Here is a 16,006-nt window from a genome sequence, read left to right on the forward strand (position 1 = left end):
ACATAAATACAACCCCCTTAAATTTGTTAGCTTAGATTTATAGTAACTACACTTGGCGCTTCTTGTTCATCAAGCTCATTAGCAACAGGCACTTTAGGAATATCTGGTTTATCAAGGGCTATATCGCCACCATCAATTACTTCACCTGTTTGTAAGTTTTTAAAATCAAACAAGTCGGCGTCAGCTAAATGTGAAGGCACTATGTTTTGCATTGCTGTAAAAATGCTTTCAATACGACCTGGGTGCTCCGCATCCCATTTAGCGAGCATTGTTTTTGTATGTTTACGCTGTAAGTTTTCTTGCGAGCCACATAGGTTACACGGAATGATAGGGTAACCTTGTACAAATGCGTATTGGCTTATGTCGCTTTCTTTACAGTATGCAAGTGGGCGAATAACCATATGCTCGCCGTTATCACTCATTAATTTAGCCGGCATACTTTTTAGCTTTCCGCCGTAAAACATATTTAAAAACAATGTTTCAATCATGTCGTCACGGTGATGCCCAAGGGCTATTTTAGTAGCGCCTAGCTCTTTTGCTGTGCGGTATAAAATACCACGACGTAAGCGTGAGCAAAGTGAACACGTTGTTTTACCTTCAGGGATAATATCGGTAACAATACTGTAAGTATCTTCTTCTACAATTTTGTATTCAACATTTAATTTATCAAGATACTGGGGTAAAACATGCTCAGGAAAATCAGGTTGTTTTTGATCAAGATTTACAACAACTAGGTCAAACTTTATAGGTGCTACACGTTTTAAATGTTGAAGCATTTCAAGCATTGTGTAGCTGTCTTTGCCGCCAGAAAGACATACCATTATACGGTCACCCTCTTCAATCATATTGAAGTCCATAACGGCTTGACCAGTTTGGCGACGTAAACGCTTTTGCAGCTTATTTAAGTTAAATTGAGCTTTAGCTTGATCTGAGTGTGACAATTACGCCCCCTAGTAAAACAATACAGCAAAGTTATTTGCTAAAAATAAAGGGGCGTATTATACCCAAACCACCTGAATATGCGAGTTTAGGATGTAATTAAAATTGATTTAAACATGCCTTATTAACACGTAAAAATAACTCGCTTATAACTTGCACATAAAGCTTAAAATTAATCCTTTGCCATAGGGCTCACGTAACCATCGGGTTTGAGTGCCAGTACATCACAGTCTAGGCTATCAATTACATGCTCTGCTGTATTACCTACAAGAGCGGCACTTAAGCCCGTGCGGCCTACAGTACCAATAACAACTAATTCGCTATTTAACCGCTTCGCTACATCAGGGATTACATCCTCTGGCAGGCCTTCTTCAATAAAACATTGCTCTGGGTTTAAATTAAACTCTGCAGCAAGTGCATTGGTTGATTCATGATGATGCTTTTTAACTGATTCGTTATAAAGTCCTGGGTTAAACTCAGGAATTTCGATGGCAATATTAATAGGAGTTGCAGGGTAGGCATTAACTAAATTAAGTTTTGCGTTGGCAAGTTCACATAAATATTGTGCGTCTTTAATAACGCGTTTATTAAGTGCTACATGTTCTTCGTTTTCACTAACCGCATTTACAGCAGCTAAAATATTACCGTTTGCTGGCCATGCCATTTCTTTTACAAATAATACCGGGGCTGGGCATTTGCGTACTAAGTGCCAATCGGTCGGGGTAAAAATAACTGATTTAAGTGCACCATGTTGATGTGTGCCTTTAATTACTAAATCGTACTTTTGATCAATTACAGTATCGATTATGGCTTCGTAAGGGCGATTATGCCAAACCACTTGGGTTTCAATATTTATATCTTTGTAAGGGGAAACTAAATCGTTTAGCCATAGCTGGCGATCTTTTAGTACGGCATCGCGCATTGCTTCGCGTTCATCGCCAGATAGCATAGTTGTCATTTCGTAAGAGAAGTCGTAAACCGTCATAAAGGCGGTAATACTTGCGCCAGATTTTTTAGCTAAATCTATTGAACGTGCTAAACCGTGTTGATCATCTTTGGTGGGGTCAATAACCGCAATAATGCGTTTAATAGTGTTCATATGCTACTCCATTTACCTAACGGGTGTACATTTAGTGTAACGTAAATATAAAACAGTTAAAGGGGTAGCATATAAATTGTTGTTCTAAATCAAACTATTTAATTTAGCGAGGCTTAACTATCGCCGCTGTTTTAGCCAAGGCATCATTATCTAAAATTGTAATAAATTTACCCTCTACTTTAATTAAGTCAGCTTTTTGAAAACGACTCAATAAACGACTAATGGTTTCTACTGTTAGGCCTAAGTAATTGCCTATTTCACCGCGAGTCATCGTAAATCTAAATTCCTTACGCGAAAAACCACGCTCACCAAAACGCTCCGACAAGTTATAAATAAAACTAGCTAAGCGTTCCTCTGCTGATTTTTTATTGAGTAATAACAGCATTTCTTGATCGTAAGTAATCTCGCTACTCATTAAACGCATTATTTGTTGGCGAAGTTTTGGTAATTTTCCTGATAGTTCATCAAGAGTATCGAATGGGATTTCGCACACCATTGACGTTTCAAGTGCTTGCGAAAAACTGGGATGAGTCATTTTACTTATTGCGTCAAAACCAACTAGGTCGCCCGCTAAATGAAAGCCGGTAATTTGCTCATCACCTCGCTCCGATAACGTGTACGATTTAAATGAACCAGAACGAACCGCATAAATAGCCTGTAAAGGTGCACCTGATTCAAATAGATAGTCGCCTTTATGGAGTGGTTTTTTTCGCTCAATAATTTCGTCAAGCTTGTCCATTTCTTGGCCATTGAGTGAAAATGGCAAACACAATTGACTAATACTGCAGTTATTACAGCTAATAGCACAATTACCTTTAGCGCGACTTTGAGAGAAATCCATAATTTAATCCGTTTAAATTTTTATACACGACTGCAAAATAACCTTAAAGGTTAATAATGCGAATAGATTAATGTACCAGTTTGTCAGTTGCAATAATCAATAAGTAGATACCATACCAAATTATAACACTGCCTAATACAATTCGGGTCCATGGATGGTTAATAATAGTATTTAGTTTTTGCGCGGTAATGCCTAATGTGATCATCGCGGGAAAAGTACCCAAAGCAAAGCAAAGCATAACTAAGGCACCGTCAAGGGCACTTGGGCTGGTCATCGCCCATGTAAGCGCTGAGTATACAAGCCCACAAGGCAGCCATCCCCACAAAGCACCATAACCTAGGGCTTTAAAAGGAGAGTTAATAGGCATTAAATATTTATTTAGTTTAACAATGTGTTGCCACACCAAGGTTTTACCAATTTTCTCTAACCATTGCAAAGTAGGGCCCAAGCGCATTATATACACGCCAACGAGGAGCATAAAAATAGCTGCAATGAACGAAAGTACTAAAGAGAAGGAGGTGTTTTGCCTTGCAAATTGGCTGCTAATACCAGCAACAAGTGCGCCAGCAGCCATATAGCTTAGTGCACGTCCAATATTATAAGCAAATGAATAGGTAAATGTTTTACGTTTGTCACTTGCTAGTTGTAATGAGCTTGCAATACCGCCACACATAGCAATGCAATGACCGCTACCTATTAGCCCCATTAAAAAAGCGCTGGTATAAAGAGGGTCAATCATTACTTTTTTTATGTTGCTCTTTGTCATCTTCAAACAAAATACTATGACCTTGCTTGTTTAAATCCGAAAACTGCTCGCTTTTCACTGCCCAAAAGAAAACACCAATAGCAATAATGACGAATAAAATGGCGATAGGGATCAAAATGTAAATTATGCTCATAACTTTAATAGCCTTAGTGAATTACTAATCACAATAATTGAGCTGGCAGACATGCCAATAACAGCCATCCAAGGAGCAACTAAGCCCAACGCTGCCAGTGGTAATATTGAAGCATTATACAATAAAGACAGCGCAAGATTTTGCTTAATAATACGTCTGGTTTGTTTTGCTACATTAAGTAAGTGACCAATGGAGGCTAAATCGCTATTAAGAAGCACTACATCGGCGCTATTTTTTGATATGTCTGCACCGGTTTCCATAGCAATAGATAAGTGCGCACTAGCAAATACCGGGCTGTCGTTTACACCATCACCTACCATTGCAACGACTTCATTTTGTGAAGACCATTGCTCAACGGCGGTTTGTTTATCTTGTGGAGAACATCCAAATTGCACACTTTCAAGTTTAAGTTGCTTTGATACTTTTTGCCCAGCATCTGACGCGTCACCGGTTAACATGTGACACGTTAAGTTTTGCGATTGAAGTGAGTCTATAAGCTTTTTAGCATCGCTTTTTACTTTATCAACAAAGTAAAAGCGTGCAACAACTTGCTTATTTATATACAAGCTCGCTTGTGCATTCGATTTTTTGCAATTAAACCAACCACTTTTACCAATTGCGTAATGATTAGTTGCATCTTGTGCGCTAATTCCCAGCCCTGGGTGTACTTCAACGTTATTAAGACTGCGGTGAGCTGGCGTAAACTCATCAAATGCACTGGCGATAGGGTGCTCAGAATAACGCTCTAGCATGGCTGCCATATCTAGCACTTGAGCTTTTGTATACTGTTTATCGATTATATCTACTTCATCAAGGCTAAATTTACCTTGCGTAAGTGTGCCTGTTTTATCAAATGCAAATAAAGTAATTTGTGAGAGCGTTTCGAGCACATGCGCTTGTTTTATTAATACGCCTTTGCGGGTAAGCGTTGCCACTGCACATGTGAGCGCGGTAGGTATGGCTAAACTCAGGGCACACGGGCAGGTAGCAACTAAAACCGAAATAGTGATCCAAAATGCGTGTTCAGGATCAATTTGGTACCAACCAATAGCAGTAAGCGAAGCAAATATGAGTAAACACGCAATAAACCACTGTGCTACTTTATCAGTAATTTCAACCAGCTTAGGCCGCTTAGTGAGTGCGTTGTGTTGTAGGCGTATAATTTGATTTAAAAGTGTATTTTGGCCAATTTTATTGATTTTTATTTCAATAACGCCGTCGTGGTTAACGCAACCAGCATAGACATTGTGACCAATAAATTTAGTTACGGGTTTATGTTCACCGGTCATCATAGACTCATCAACCGTGGTTTTGCCTTTAATAAGTTCGCCATCGGCAGGAATCGTTTCACCCGCTTTAATAAGTACTACGTCATTAAGTTTTAGTTTTTTAGCCGCAATTATAAGCTCGTCACCACTTTCGTTAATGGTACGCGCTGTTAATGGCAGTAGTTTTTGTAAGTTGGCAGTAAATTCGCTCGCTTTTAAACGCGCTCTAAATTCAAGATATTTACCTAATAACAGTAAAAAGGTAAACATGCATACAGATTCAAAATACACTTCGCCGACTTGCATAAATGTGGCGTAACAACTTGCACCAAATGCGCCAAAAATAGCCAGTGATACGGGTAAATCCATATTGAGCTGTTTTGCTTTTAATCCATTTATAGCACTGGTTAAAAAGGGCAGTGCGCTATATAAAATAACCGGAGAGGCCAGTACCAAGCTGATCCATCTAAAATACTGCTCAAAGTTACTGTCCATGCCTGAAAACATGCCAAAGTACATGGCGAACGCAAACATCATTACTTGCATGGTCATTAAGCCTGCAACACCTAAGCGCCGAATATAGGCTTTGGCAGTTTGTTGTTTTTGCTGAGCTTCAATATCTGATTGAAATGGGTAGGCTTTATAACCAATTTTAGCTAAGGAAGTAATAACCTCACTCAACGGGGTGCTGGTTTTATCCCATTGAATCATCGCGCGGTTGGTCGATGTATTTACATCAACACGCTTAACTGAGGTTAAATTTAAGAGTTGTTTTTCGATAAGCCACGCACACGCTGCGCAGGTTATACCCTCAACGCTCAATAATACCTCTGAGATATTATCGTTAGTGGCTATAAATTCGTCTTGAATGTCTTCGTTGTCATAACTTTTTATAAATGCGAGTTGCTCAGGTACTAGCTGTTCTACTTTACCGGCACGTACGGTGCGGTATTTGTAGTAATCGGTCATACCTTGGTCAACAATGTTTTGTGCAACAGCTTGGCAGCCAATGCAACACATTGGCTGGGCTTTGTCGTCAATTATAACGCTGGCACTAAATCCATTTGGCACACTCTCAAGGCAATGAAAACAAGAGTTAGACATAGTTATTACTACTTATAATTAGGAGTAACTAAAACGGTTTGTTCAGTTGGTAACGTTATATTTTCTTTCATTTTCCAACTGCCATCTATTGGCTCAATAAAGACTGAGTAGGCGCCTTGTGTATACTCATTAAGTAATGCAGTAAATTCTTGATTGGCATTAGGAGTAAGTGTTGCTTCAAAGTCGTGTGCTTTTATGGTGCGATGGTAAAACGAGAGTTTTAACACATGCACATTGCTGCTGTCGCCTTTTGTAAATTTAAAGCTTACACGTTCGTTAGTTACATTTAACTCGCCATGTAAATAAAGTGCCTTTGCTTTTTCAAACTTAGTCAGTTCTAAGTTTATTGCTTTACCTTTTTTATAGTAGTCGTCAACAACCATGTCTGGGCCGTTACCTATTGCTGTAATAAATAAGCTAATACAGCCAATAATGGCAACTAACGGAAAAAAGATTAAAAACCAAGGCCAAAAATTTTTATACCACGGAGTAGGTTGCATAGTGTCTCTAAAGTAAGTTTAGGAAGCGTTATTTTATAGGAATTATACGTAAAAGACTAAAAAAAAGCCTCACAGTGGAGGCTTTTTTGATCTGGATTAATCTATTGAATTAAATAAATTAATTTATAAACATTTTATTAACCGCGTGCTTATTTATCTTGCGATAAACTGTAAACATAGGCAGTTAATAAGTGAATCTTATCTTCACCTAAAATGTCTTTCCATGCAGGCATTACACCGGCACGGCCGTGGTTAAGCGTTTCTTCAACAGCACGTTGAGAACCACCATATAACCAAATGTTATCAGTCAGGTTAGGCGCGCCAAACGGTAGGTTATGTGCAACCGACCCTTTACCGTCAGCACCATGACATGCGGCACACATTGCAAACTTAGCAGCGCCTGCGTCTGCGTCTTTTTGGTTAACAGTACGACCAGAAAGGCTCAGCACATGTGCTGTCATTTCTTTAACGCCTTGTTCGCCAAGAGCAGGACCCCAAGCTGGCATTGCTGCAATACGACCATAAAGAAGTGTTTCTTTAATTTTGTCAGGTGTTCCGCCATATAACCAATCTTTATCAGTTAGGTTAGGGAAGCCAGTACCACCACGTGCATCAGAGCCATGACATTGCGCACAGTTTTGTGAGAATAAACGCTGACCAATTTCAATGGCTACTTGGCCATCTGTTTGCTCATGTTTATTATCATTATCAAGTGCTACTTGCTGCGCTGCATCACCTTCAAATTTAGAATTAACTAAATCTAAAACGGGTACTTGTGCAAGTTTATTAAAAATAGGACCAAAGCGCTCTTCTGCAGCTTCGTACTCTTTATCAAGTTTTACAAAGCGACCATCCGCTTTTGCCTCTGCAACTGCTTTTTTAGATTCAGCTAAAGACGTAATACCTTGATTAGAGCTCGTCCATTTACCAAAACCTTCCCAGTTACCTAAACCCGGGTAAGCCGCAAGATAGTATACAGACCAAATAAAGGTTGCGAAAAACATGTAAGTCCACCATTTAGGTAGTGGATTATTTAGCTCTTCAATGCCGTCAAATTCATGTCCACAGCTTTCACCTTCTTTTACGCCAGCGTAGTTTTTTAAGTTCCAAACTAACAGGCCAAAAATGATGCATAAGCATGCAAGGGTTAATACAATAACCCAAATACTCCAAAAGCTAGTCATTTTTCAGACTCCTTTTCCTCGTTAGAGAGTGTGTTGTCATGTTTTTTTTCATCTTCGAAAATGGCATTAGCGGCGCTGTCAAAACGAGTTTTGCTTCGCTTGCTATATGCCCATGCAACAATCACAATAAACAATACTAAAATTACCAGAGTCAAAATGCCTCTGTATGTTCCGTAATCCATAATTTTTACTTCAAGTGGGTGCCAAGTTGCTGTAAATACGCGATGAGAGCTTGTATTTCTGTTGCGCCTTTGCCGTCATTCATAGCATTAACTTTATCAACATCAGCTTGAAGCTCTTCGTCGCTGCCATAACCTAGACCCGGATGTTTAGGGTTTTCTGGGTTAATAGCAAAAGTATCACGGAAAATTTGTAGTTTTTTCAGAGTGAGGCTGGTATCAACCGTATTCTCTGCTAACCAAGGAAAGCCTGGCATGTTCGACTCAGGAACCACTGCACGTGGATCAACTAAGTGAGCATAGTGCCAATCATCTGAGTAACGCTTACCAACACGAGCTAAGTCAGGACCAGTACGTTTAGAACCCCATAAAAACGGATGATCCCAAACAGATTCACCGGCTACAGAGTAGTGACCATAACGTTCAACTTCATCACGAAAAGGACGAATCATTTGCGAGTGACAGTTAGAACAACCTTCACGCACGTAAAGGTCGCGGCCTTCCATTTCTAAAGCGTTAAGAGGGCGTAAACCTTCTACAGGCTTAGTTGTATCGTCTTGGAACATTAGCGGAGTGATCTCAACTAACGCGCCAAAGCTAATAGCAAAAACAGTCAGAATAGCCATAAGGCCAACGTTCTTTTCTACTATTTCATGTTTGTTTTGTGAATTTTTCTTGCTCATCATCTCACTCCGTTATGCTAATTGTGCTTGCGCGTCTAGTTTCAGAGATTCTTTCTCAGCTGAAATAGTACGGTAAACGTTATAAGCCATAACTAACATACCTGTTACGATGAATACACCGCCTACAAAGCGCATAATATAGAAAGGATGCGACGCTTCTAAAGACTGCACAAAGCTATACATCAATGTACCGTCAGCATTTACTGCGCGCCACATTAGACCTTGCATTACACCTGAAATCCACATTGCAACAATGTATAAAACAACACCTACAGTGTGTAACCAGAAGTGGGTATTAACCAATTTAACGCTATACATACGACCTTGCGCGAATAATGCAGGAATTAAGTGATAAATAGCACCAATTGAAATCATAGCAACCCAACCTAGCGCACCTGAGTGTACGTGGCCGATTGTCCAATCTGTGTAGTGAGATAACGCATTTACAGATTTAATTGCCATCATAGGACCTTCAAACGTAGACATACCGTAGAAAGACAATGAAACAACTAAGAAACGCAGTACTGGGTCGGTACGTAGTTTATGCCACGCGCCAGATAGCGTCATAATACCGTTAATCATACCACCCCAAGACGGTACGAATAGGATAATAGACATAACCATACCTAAACTTTGCGTCCAATCAGGAAGCGCTGTGTAGTGAAGGTGATGAGGACCAGCCCAGATATATAATGAAATTAAAGCCCAAAAGTGAACTACCGATAAACGGTATGAATACACCGGACGACCTGCTTGTTTTGGTACAAAGTAATACATCATACCCAAGAAACCAGCAGTTAGTAGGAAGCCTACAGCGTTATGACCATACCACCACTGAACCATCGCATCTACCGCACCTGCATAGATTGAGTATGATTTAGTTAACGACACAGGCACTGCCATACTGTTTACAATATGAAGGACTGCAACAGTAATAATAAAGCCAGCGTAGAACCAGTTAGCAACATAAATATGCGACACTTTACGCTTGATTAAAGTACCAAAGAATACAACTGCGTAAACAATCCAAACCACAGCGATTAAAATATCGATTGGCCATTCAAGTTCTGCATATTCTTTTGAGCTAGTAATACCTAAAGGTAGCGTTATTACAGCTAATACAATAACTAGCTGCCAACCCCAAAAAGAAAAGGCGGCAAGTTTGTCTGAGAAAAGACGCGTTTGACAAGTACGTTGTACGACGTAATAAGACGTCGCAAAAAGTGCACTGGTACCAAATGCGAAAATTACTGCGTTCGTGTGTAACGGACGTAGTCGAGAGTAAGTTAACCATGGTGTATCAAAGTTAAGTGCTGGCCAAGCTAATTGGGCAGCAATCAGAACCCCAATACTCATGCCAACGATGCCCCAAATCACTGTCATAATAGCGAATTGGCGTACAACCTTATAGTTATACTCAGTTTGTGATGCTACTGTTTGGCTCATTTTCTGGCTTCCGCTGCAATAAATGCGTTTAGAAATGAATTACCCACCTTTAAAAGTGGGGCCTACTATTTTCTCAAGCGTGTTATCTAAAACTTTCAATACATGAAAGCTTCAGAAAAAAAACTTGAGAAACCCTTATTTTTTGCGGGTGAAATGATAAATTTTTTGGCCTAAAAAAGATAGGTCAATTACATAAAATTATGACATCAATCAATGTTTGTGAGCTTGTTGTTTATTTTTTGATACAGTTTGTGCCTTATTTGGTCTAATAGTAACACTCGCACTTGTTATTTGCAGTCGCGATTATTAGTATTTGCTTTTTTTTAGTGCGAAATTGTTATGCTTATATATAGGTTAAGTTTATTCACGGCGGTGTTTTTTTTATTAACAGCGTGTGATTTTTCTAAAAATACAGATGAAAAATTTCTTAAAAACGCCCAGTGCGAAGTCAATTTACCGTGTACTTTTTCAAATGATGTTAAAGTATGGTTAAGCGAGAAAACCCTTTCTCCCGAAACTCCATTTACTATTTTTAGTGATTTACCAACAAACCTTACAATTGAAGATGCCAAGCTTAAAGGCATTACTATGTATATGGGTTACATTCCTCAGCAATTTAAAAAACATAATGGCCTGTGGCAAAGTGATACCATGGTTGGCATTTGTTCTGAGCAAAATATGCTCTGGAATTTAGAGCTAACAGTCAAAGATAATACAACCTCTTTAATACAAACACTAAATTACTCTTTTTATGTAACGTATTAGATTTACTCCTACCGACTGATTCCTTCGGTACAGCTCACTTTTCTAACGAGAATTGATGTTTGCTATTCATACGATTATTAGAGCAACAAGATCAATTAATTGCCTCCTTAAATTGTGTCACCTGTCAAAATACTAATAATGCCCAATTTATCTCAAAAAGTTCAATTTTAATTATGACTGAGTGAAAATCTAATCAAAAAACCTCCTAAAGTAGCTAAACAAGACTATTCAAGCACTAAACATGCATAAATAGGGTTAGTAATTAACATTTAGTTTTGCGGTTTTAATAATGTGCTGTGATTAACTTGTTAATTTATTCAAACTTGGTACGCAATCCAGTTGATTACATTTAATTACAAAGTAAGCCAGTTTGATTTCAGGTGTGTTTTTTAAGTGTCTAGATATCATTAGTTGATTGATACTAAAGTGTATTTTCTAGTTAACAATGAAACAAGTTGTAACGTATGTTCCTAATAAAGATGTTCTATTTTGTTGAAGCATACAAAGTAAGCAGTTATTAAGTTTTCGTTCAGTTAAAGGCGCCTAAGTTGCCCGCCTGACTCACTATTCTTATAACAAGTGAGCATTACCAATAAAGGTAAATTTCAACAAGTAGGGTTCTTTCATGAAAAAATCAACTCTTGGTTTAGCTGTCATTGCAGCGATCCCAATGTTCTCAAGTGTGCAAGTTTTAGCGGCAGACGAAGCTGCGAAATCAATCGAAAAAATTCAAGTAACGGGTTCTCGTATTAAGCGTTCTGACATGGAAACCGCTAGCCCAGTTACACTAATTGGTGCTGATGAGATCAGAGCTTCCGGCGCTACATCAGTTGATAGTGTGCTTCAGCAAATGACCGCCGCTGGCGGTGCAATGACTAATCCTGGCGTTAACAATGGTTCAGGTGGTAATGCATCTATTAACTTACGCGGTTTAGGCTCAGCACGTACTTTGGTACTTGTAAACGGCCGTCGTATGATCAATTCAGGTACTGGCGCAGCATCTACTGTTGATTTAAATACGATACCAGTTTCAATGATCAAGCAAATTGAAGTACTTAAAGACGGCGCTTCAGCCGTATATGGTACAGATGCTGTTGCTGGTGTTGTAAATATTATTCTGAAGAATGATTTTGAAGGCCTTGATTTAAACGTAAACACTGCAATGACATCAAAGCACGATGCAACTGAAAACTCTATTGACTTTACAGTGGGTACTTCATTTGACAAAGGTAATATTGTCTTTGGTGCACAATATACAAATCGTGGTGAAGCAAGCCAAAGTAATCGTGATTTCTCAAGCTGTCCAATACTTGAAGATGAAAACGGTTTATATTGTGGTGGCTCTTCATTCAGTGAAGGTGGTCATATTCAAAGCAACGTGACTGCACCCATTTTGAATAAAAAAAATGAAATTGAACAAACTGGAGTTGCTAATGATAGTGGCTTGAGCGGATTAGGTGGGAGTTTACATCGTTACACAACAGCTGCCGATGCATATAACTACGCAAGTAGCAGTTACTTATACACACCAATGAACAGATTAAATATTACAGGTCTTGGAACTTATGAAATATCTGATGACACAAGCTTTTTTAGTGAATTCACTTACACTAAGCGTTGGTCAGAGCAGCAGTTAGCACCGCAACCAATTAACTTTGCATTTGATTACGACCCAAGCACTATGGGTGACAGTCTGTTAGGACAAACCTACGACAAGCGCGAAGTTGCAAATAACGCATTCGTGAAGGGAGCTGATGGTCAGTATGTGACAACAGCTACAAACTATGCTGCTGGTGATCCAATTAGCTACCGTCGTAGAATGAGTGAAAGCGGTACACGCAATTATTCTCAAACAGTTGATACTGTTCGTATTGTAGTTGGTGCCGAAGGTGTAATTGATGATTACTCTTGGGATATTTCAGCTAACTTCGGTCGTAATGACTCTGTAAGTAAAACAGATAATCTTCATAATGTTTCGTCTCTAACAGCAGATGTAGAAGCTGGAACATTCAATCCTTTAAGCGAAGCTGATTGGGCTCAATCTAACGTAAGTCAATATATTTACAAAGAGCAAGAATCAGGTGGAAGTCAGTTATTTATTGTATCAGGCTCTCTTTCAGGCGAAATGTTCGAGTTACCAGCTGGCTATGCTGCGTTTGCTGCAGGTGTTGAGCACCGTCAAGAAAAAGCATGGCAGGATCCAGATTCAATAGCTGCACAAGGCCTAGGTAACGACCCTCGTATTGATCCAACAAGTGGTGGTTTCAATGTAGATGAAGCATATGTAGAATTTGCAATACCATTATTGGCTGATGCTCCTTTTGCTGAAAGTGTTGAATTAAGTGCTGCAATACGTGCGTTTGACTACAGCACATTTGGTTCAGATAATACTTGGAAGCTAGGTCTAACTTGGCGCGTAAATGACGAACTAATGCTACGTGGTGTTCGCTCAACGGCTTTCCGTGCACCTACAGTAGATGAGCTATATTCTGGTAAAGCAATATCTTATGATGGCGTTACTTACCCTGGTGCTGATGACCAAGCAGAAGTAACAGTTGGTGGGAATGCTGCTTTAACACCTGAAGAAGCAGATACACTAACGTTCGGTGTTGTGTACGAACCACAATGGCTTGATGGTTTTTCAATGACTGTAGATTACTACGATATTGAAATCGAAAACGCTATTAGCACCTACACAAGTCAATTTGTTGTAGATCAGTGTATTGACCCTAATGGTACTGGGACTACACTATGTGAAAATACAGGTGCTTTTGTACGTACAGATGGTCGAATTGTATTTAATAACCAGTTACGCAATATCGGTTCAGAGAAAACATCAGGCATAGATTTAAACTTAAAGTATTCATTTGATGCGTTAGGTTTAGCTTGGAAAGCAGGCTTAGATACAACGTATTTAGATGAATATGTTGTTGATACAGGTGCTGTAATTGACTATCAAGGTTACATTACAAATGGTAGCGGTGGCTATGCTGACATTAAATCAAATCTTCACTTAACAGTAAGTGGTGATAGCTGGGATGCTACTTACGAAGCACGTTACGTTGCTGGGATGGATAGCTTTACTTGTAGACTTGATCAGAGTGAATGTGTTGCACCAACGACACCATCAATTGTGTATCATGATATTAGTGGTTCTTACATGGTTAATGACTTAGTAACTGTCTCTGCTGGTATTAATAACATGTTTGATAAAGAGCCTCCGTATTACACAGGTAATTACGATTCAAATACTGATCCGTACACTTATGACACATTAGGTCGCCGTTTATTTGCTGGTATTAATATTAAACTATAATAACTAGCACATTAATCGTATTAAGGCTCAGTATTTACTGAGCCTTTTTTATTGAACAAAACAAAGGAGACAAGTACACTAAAACGATATTTTAGAAGGAGAACTGATTGTTAAAACAAGATGAAAACTTATCTTTTGTCATTGAACCAGAGCTAACTCCTCGTTCTGAACAGCGCATAGATCTGTATTTTTCTATCCCTAATGAAATGGGGATTAATCCGCAAACGCTTACCGAAGAATCTTACTTTAATAACCACTTTAAATCGCATTTAGCCTACAATGCTAACAATATACACTTGCCATTAGTACGAAGCCGTTTTGTTAGTAAAAACAAAGGTGAGCAGCAAGATTACCGTCAAAACCTTAATTTATTTTGTTACCAAGTGCGTTTAGCCCTTGATGCCGACATTAAAGACGCGTTAAAAATTGATGAAGCAGAAGACTTTTATAAACGCGCTAACGAAGTATATGAACAAAGTGAAGGACTTTTAAAAAAGCTGCGTCGCTACACGCCAGATGACGAAAAACTACTTCCATTTTTTACCAATGCTGACAACTATTTAAGTTGGCATGTTGAGCAATCATTTTTAAAGCTTTTAGATGAAGGCCCACGTAGTAGCGATTATGCAAAAGAGCGTAACGATTTACTGCAGTTTTGTAAAAACGAAAATACGTACCGAGCAGAGAAAAGCTACAATTCTGAAACCACCATGCAAGACGCAAATCGAATAACAAATAAAATGCGCTTGTTACAACGTTTAATTGAGCATGGCGTTATATTACAGCGCCAAACGCGTTTTCTTAACAGCTACCTTAAACGATTAGTTAAAGGCACTGTAACAGCTGTTATCATGGCATTTGTGATGGTTGTGATACTTAATGCCCGCTCAACGTTTACTGAAGTCACCGCGACGCTTATTTTAATTTTAGGGGTTATTTACGGGCTACGTGAAATATTTAAAGAAGACATTACACGTATGATCTGGCGAGCTATTGTACAAGGGCGACCTAAGTGGCGATTTAGTTTTAAAAATAGTATTACCAAAGACAAAATAGCGAGTCAGCTAATTTGGCTTGAATACACACGCTTTAAAAAAATACCTAAAGAAGTTAGATCTATTTTTTCAAAGCGTCGTCAGCAAAATAAACAAGCCGCGCAGTGGTTACACTTTGCAAGTGAGACACGTGTTAGTGCAAAAGAATTTTTACCCGGTTACGATACACTGCAACAAACACTGCAATTTAGTCTTGCACCATTTGCGCGTTATTTAAAGCGTGGTGAAGGGAAGTTATATCATTTAGATAGTAATAAAATTTCTAAGCAGGCGGTTGAACGGCGCTATCAACTTAACATGGTGCTTGTGCTAACTGAGGAAGATAGAACACTCTACCAACGCTATAAAATAACGTTAAATCGTAGTAAAATCGTTAATATTGAGCTTATCTACTCCAAAAAATGAATTTTAGTAATTAAAAAAGGGACTGATAAAATCAGTCCCTTTTTTAAATTTATTTATTAGCTAAACCATGTTTACTATATAAAGTTACTTTGTTTGATACTAGCGTGATCTCGATATTTTTTGCTTCGTCGCCCCACACACAATTAGTATGCAGTGTTTTTTCAACACAATTATCTGCACTTCCCAAAATGGTTTCAACTTCAGTCTTATCCATACCTACTTTGATTTTTTCGTAACTTTCAAGGCTTACCTTAGAACAAGCCGCAAGGCTTAATGTAGCTGCGATGATAAGGAGTTTTTTCATTGTTATATCCTACTTAGTA

The 16,006-nt window shown here is 38.8% G+C and carries 15 protein-coding genes; 3 read left to right on the plus strand and 12 right to left on the minus strand.

Features of this window, described 5'->3' with window-relative positions; translation table 11 throughout:
• Nucleotides 1-26 precede the first annotated feature (26 nt).
• The 11 genes from ttcA to ccoN all read right to left on the minus strand — a co-directional run bounded on the left by ttcA (nucleotide 27) and on the right by ccoN (nucleotide 10,142).
• Nucleotides 27-941, minus strand: coding sequence for a tRNA 2-thiocytidine(32) synthetase TtcA (ttcA, locus tag GQR54_RS00070; protein WP_007585631.1), 915 nt, complete (start codon nucleotides 939-941; stop codon nucleotides 27-29).
• A 170-nt stretch (nucleotides 942-1,111) separates the two neighbouring features.
• Nucleotides 1,112-2,038 (minus strand): universal stress protein UspE, encoded by a 927-nt coding sequence (gene uspE, locus GQR54_RS00075; RefSeq protein WP_166376155.1) that lies wholly within the window; start codon nucleotides 2,036-2,038, stop codon nucleotides 1,112-1,114.
• Nucleotides 2,039-2,141: 103 nt separating this feature from the next.
• Entirely contained in the window at nucleotides 2,142-2,879 is a 738-nt protein-coding gene (locus tag GQR54_RS00080) for an FNR family transcription factor (RefSeq protein WP_007585636.1), read from the minus strand.
• Nucleotides 2,880-2,946: 67 nt separating this feature from the next.
• Entirely contained in the window at nucleotides 2,947-3,618 is a 672-nt protein-coding gene (locus GQR54_RS00085) for a sulfite exporter TauE/SafE family protein (RefSeq protein ID WP_007585638.1), read from the minus strand.
• Nucleotides 3,611-3,778 carry a cbb3-type cytochrome oxidase assembly protein CcoS gene (ccoS, locus tag GQR54_RS00090; RefSeq protein WP_121954920.1) on the minus strand — a complete coding sequence of 56 codons (168 nt, stop codon included), beginning with the start codon at nucleotides 3,776-3,778 and terminating at the stop codon, nucleotides 3,611-3,613. Before ccoS ends, GQR54_RS00085 begins: the two co-directional genes overlap by 8 nt.
• Nucleotides 3,775-6,150, minus strand: coding sequence for a heavy metal translocating P-type ATPase (locus tag GQR54_RS00095; protein WP_166376156.1), 2,376 nt, complete (start codon nucleotides 6,148-6,150; stop codon nucleotides 3,775-3,777). Before GQR54_RS00095 ends, ccoS begins: the two co-directional genes overlap by 4 nt.
• Before the next feature lie 8 nt (nucleotides 6,151-6,158).
• Entirely contained in the window at nucleotides 6,159-6,650 is a 492-nt protein-coding gene (locus tag GQR54_RS00100; RefSeq protein ID WP_010554059.1) for a FixH family protein, read from the minus strand.
• 149 nt (nucleotides 6,651-6,799) lie between these two features.
• Complete coding sequence (ccoP, locus tag GQR54_RS00105) at nucleotides 6,800-7,834, minus strand: cytochrome-c oxidase, cbb3-type subunit III (RefSeq protein ID WP_166376157.1); 1,035 nt, start codon at nucleotides 7,832-7,834, stop codon at nucleotides 6,800-6,802.
• Entirely contained in the window at nucleotides 7,831-8,016 is a 186-nt protein-coding gene (locus GQR54_RS00110) for a cbb3-type cytochrome c oxidase subunit 3 (RefSeq protein ID WP_010554061.1), read from the minus strand. Before GQR54_RS00110 ends, ccoP begins: the two co-directional genes overlap by 4 nt.
• 5 nt (nucleotides 8,017-8,021) lie before the next feature.
• Entirely contained in the window at nucleotides 8,022-8,696 is a 675-nt protein-coding gene (gene ccoO / locus GQR54_RS00115) for a cytochrome-c oxidase, cbb3-type subunit II (RefSeq protein WP_024599141.1), read from the minus strand.
• A 12-nt stretch (nucleotides 8,697-8,708) separates the two neighbouring features.
• Nucleotides 8,709-10,142 carry a cytochrome-c oxidase, cbb3-type subunit I gene (ccoN, locus tag GQR54_RS00120; protein ID WP_024594372.1) on the minus strand — a complete coding sequence of 478 codons (1,434 nt, stop codon included), beginning with the start codon at nucleotides 10,140-10,142 and terminating at the stop codon, nucleotides 8,709-8,711.
• A 339-nt stretch (nucleotides 10,143-10,481) separates the two neighbouring features.
• On the opposite strand from ccoN, the gene GQR54_RS00125 reads away from it, so the two are divergent.
• The 3 genes from GQR54_RS00125 (at nucleotide 10,482) to GQR54_RS00135 (ending at nucleotide 15,683) form a co-directional block, all read left to right on the plus strand.
• The gene (locus GQR54_RS00125; protein WP_166376158.1) at nucleotides 10,482-10,907 is read left to right on the plus strand and encodes a hypothetical protein; all 426 of its coding nucleotides are present in this window, start codon (nucleotides 10,482-10,484) and stop codon (nucleotides 10,905-10,907) included.
• Between the two features lie 625 nt (nucleotides 10,908-11,532).
• Nucleotides 11,533-14,223 carry a TonB-dependent receptor gene (locus GQR54_RS00130; RefSeq protein WP_166376159.1) on the plus strand — a complete coding sequence of 897 codons (2,691 nt, stop codon included), beginning with the start codon at nucleotides 11,533-11,535 and terminating at the stop codon, nucleotides 14,221-14,223.
• 107 nt (nucleotides 14,224-14,330) lie between these two features.
• On the plus strand, nucleotides 14,331-15,683 hold the full coding sequence (locus GQR54_RS00135) for a hypothetical protein (protein ID WP_007585662.1): 1,353 nt from the start codon (nucleotides 14,331-14,333) through the stop codon (nucleotides 15,681-15,683).
• Nucleotides 15,684-15,732: 49 nt separating this feature from the next.
• Here GQR54_RS00135 and GQR54_RS00140 read toward each other — a convergent pair whose 3' ends face one another.
• Nucleotides 15,733-15,987, minus strand: coding sequence for a hypothetical protein (locus GQR54_RS00140; RefSeq protein ID WP_007585664.1), 255 nt, complete (start codon nucleotides 15,985-15,987; stop codon nucleotides 15,733-15,735).
• Between the last annotated feature and the right edge of the window lie 19 nt (nucleotides 15,988-16,006).

The organism is Pseudoalteromonas sp. Z9A4 (assembly GCF_011378845.1).
Classification (GTDB): Bacteria; Pseudomonadota; Gammaproteobacteria; order Enterobacterales; family Alteromonadaceae; genus Pseudoalteromonas; species Pseudoalteromonas arctica.

Excerpts from the sequence above, each read along its gene's own strand:
- GQR54_RS00080 (WP_007585636.1), bottom strand. The coding sequence starts at position 2,879 with ATGGATTTCTCTCAAAGTCGCGCTAAAGGTAATTGTGCTATTAGCTGT.
- ccoN (WP_024594372.1), bottom strand. The coding sequence starts at position 10,142 with ATGAGCCAAACAGTAGCATCACAAACTGAGTATAACTATAAGGTTGTA.
- GQR54_RS00140 (WP_007585664.1), bottom strand. The coding sequence starts at position 15,987 with ATGAAAAAACTCCTTATCATCGCAGCTACATTAAGCCTTGCGGCTTGT.
- uspE (WP_166376155.1), bottom strand. The coding sequence starts at position 2,038 with ATGAACACTATTAAACGCATTATTGCGGTTATTGACCCCACCAAAGAT.
- GQR54_RS00110 (WP_010554061.1), bottom strand. The coding sequence starts at position 8,016 with ATGGATTACGGAACATACAGAGGCATTTTGACTCTGGTAATTTTAGTA.
- GQR54_RS00095 (WP_166376156.1), bottom strand. The coding sequence starts at position 6,150 with ATGTCTAACTCTTGTTTTCATTGCCTTGAGAGTGTGCCAAATGGATTT.
- GQR54_RS00125 (WP_166376158.1), top strand. The coding sequence starts at position 10,482 with ATGCTTATATATAGGTTAAGTTTATTCACGGCGGTGTTTTTTTTATTA.
- GQR54_RS00100 (WP_010554059.1), bottom strand. The coding sequence starts at position 6,650 with ATGCAACCTACTCCGTGGTATAAAAATTTTTGGCCTTGGTTTTTAATC.
- ccoO (WP_024599141.1), bottom strand. The coding sequence starts at position 8,696 with ATGAGCAAGAAAAATTCACAAAACAAACATGAAATAGTAGAAAAGAAC.
- GQR54_RS00085 (WP_007585638.1), bottom strand. The coding sequence starts at position 3,618 with ATGATTGACCCTCTTTATACCAGCGCTTTTTTAATGGGGCTAATAGGT.
- GQR54_RS00130 (WP_166376159.1), top strand. The coding sequence starts at position 11,533 with ATGAAAAAATCAACTCTTGGTTTAGCTGTCATTGCAGCGATCCCAATG.
- ccoS (WP_121954920.1), bottom strand. The coding sequence starts at position 3,778 with ATGAGCATAATTTACATTTTGATCCCTATCGCCATTTTATTCGTCATT.
- ccoP (WP_166376157.1), bottom strand. The coding sequence starts at position 7,834 with ATGACTAGCTTTTGGAGTATTTGGGTTATTGTATTAACCCTTGCATGC.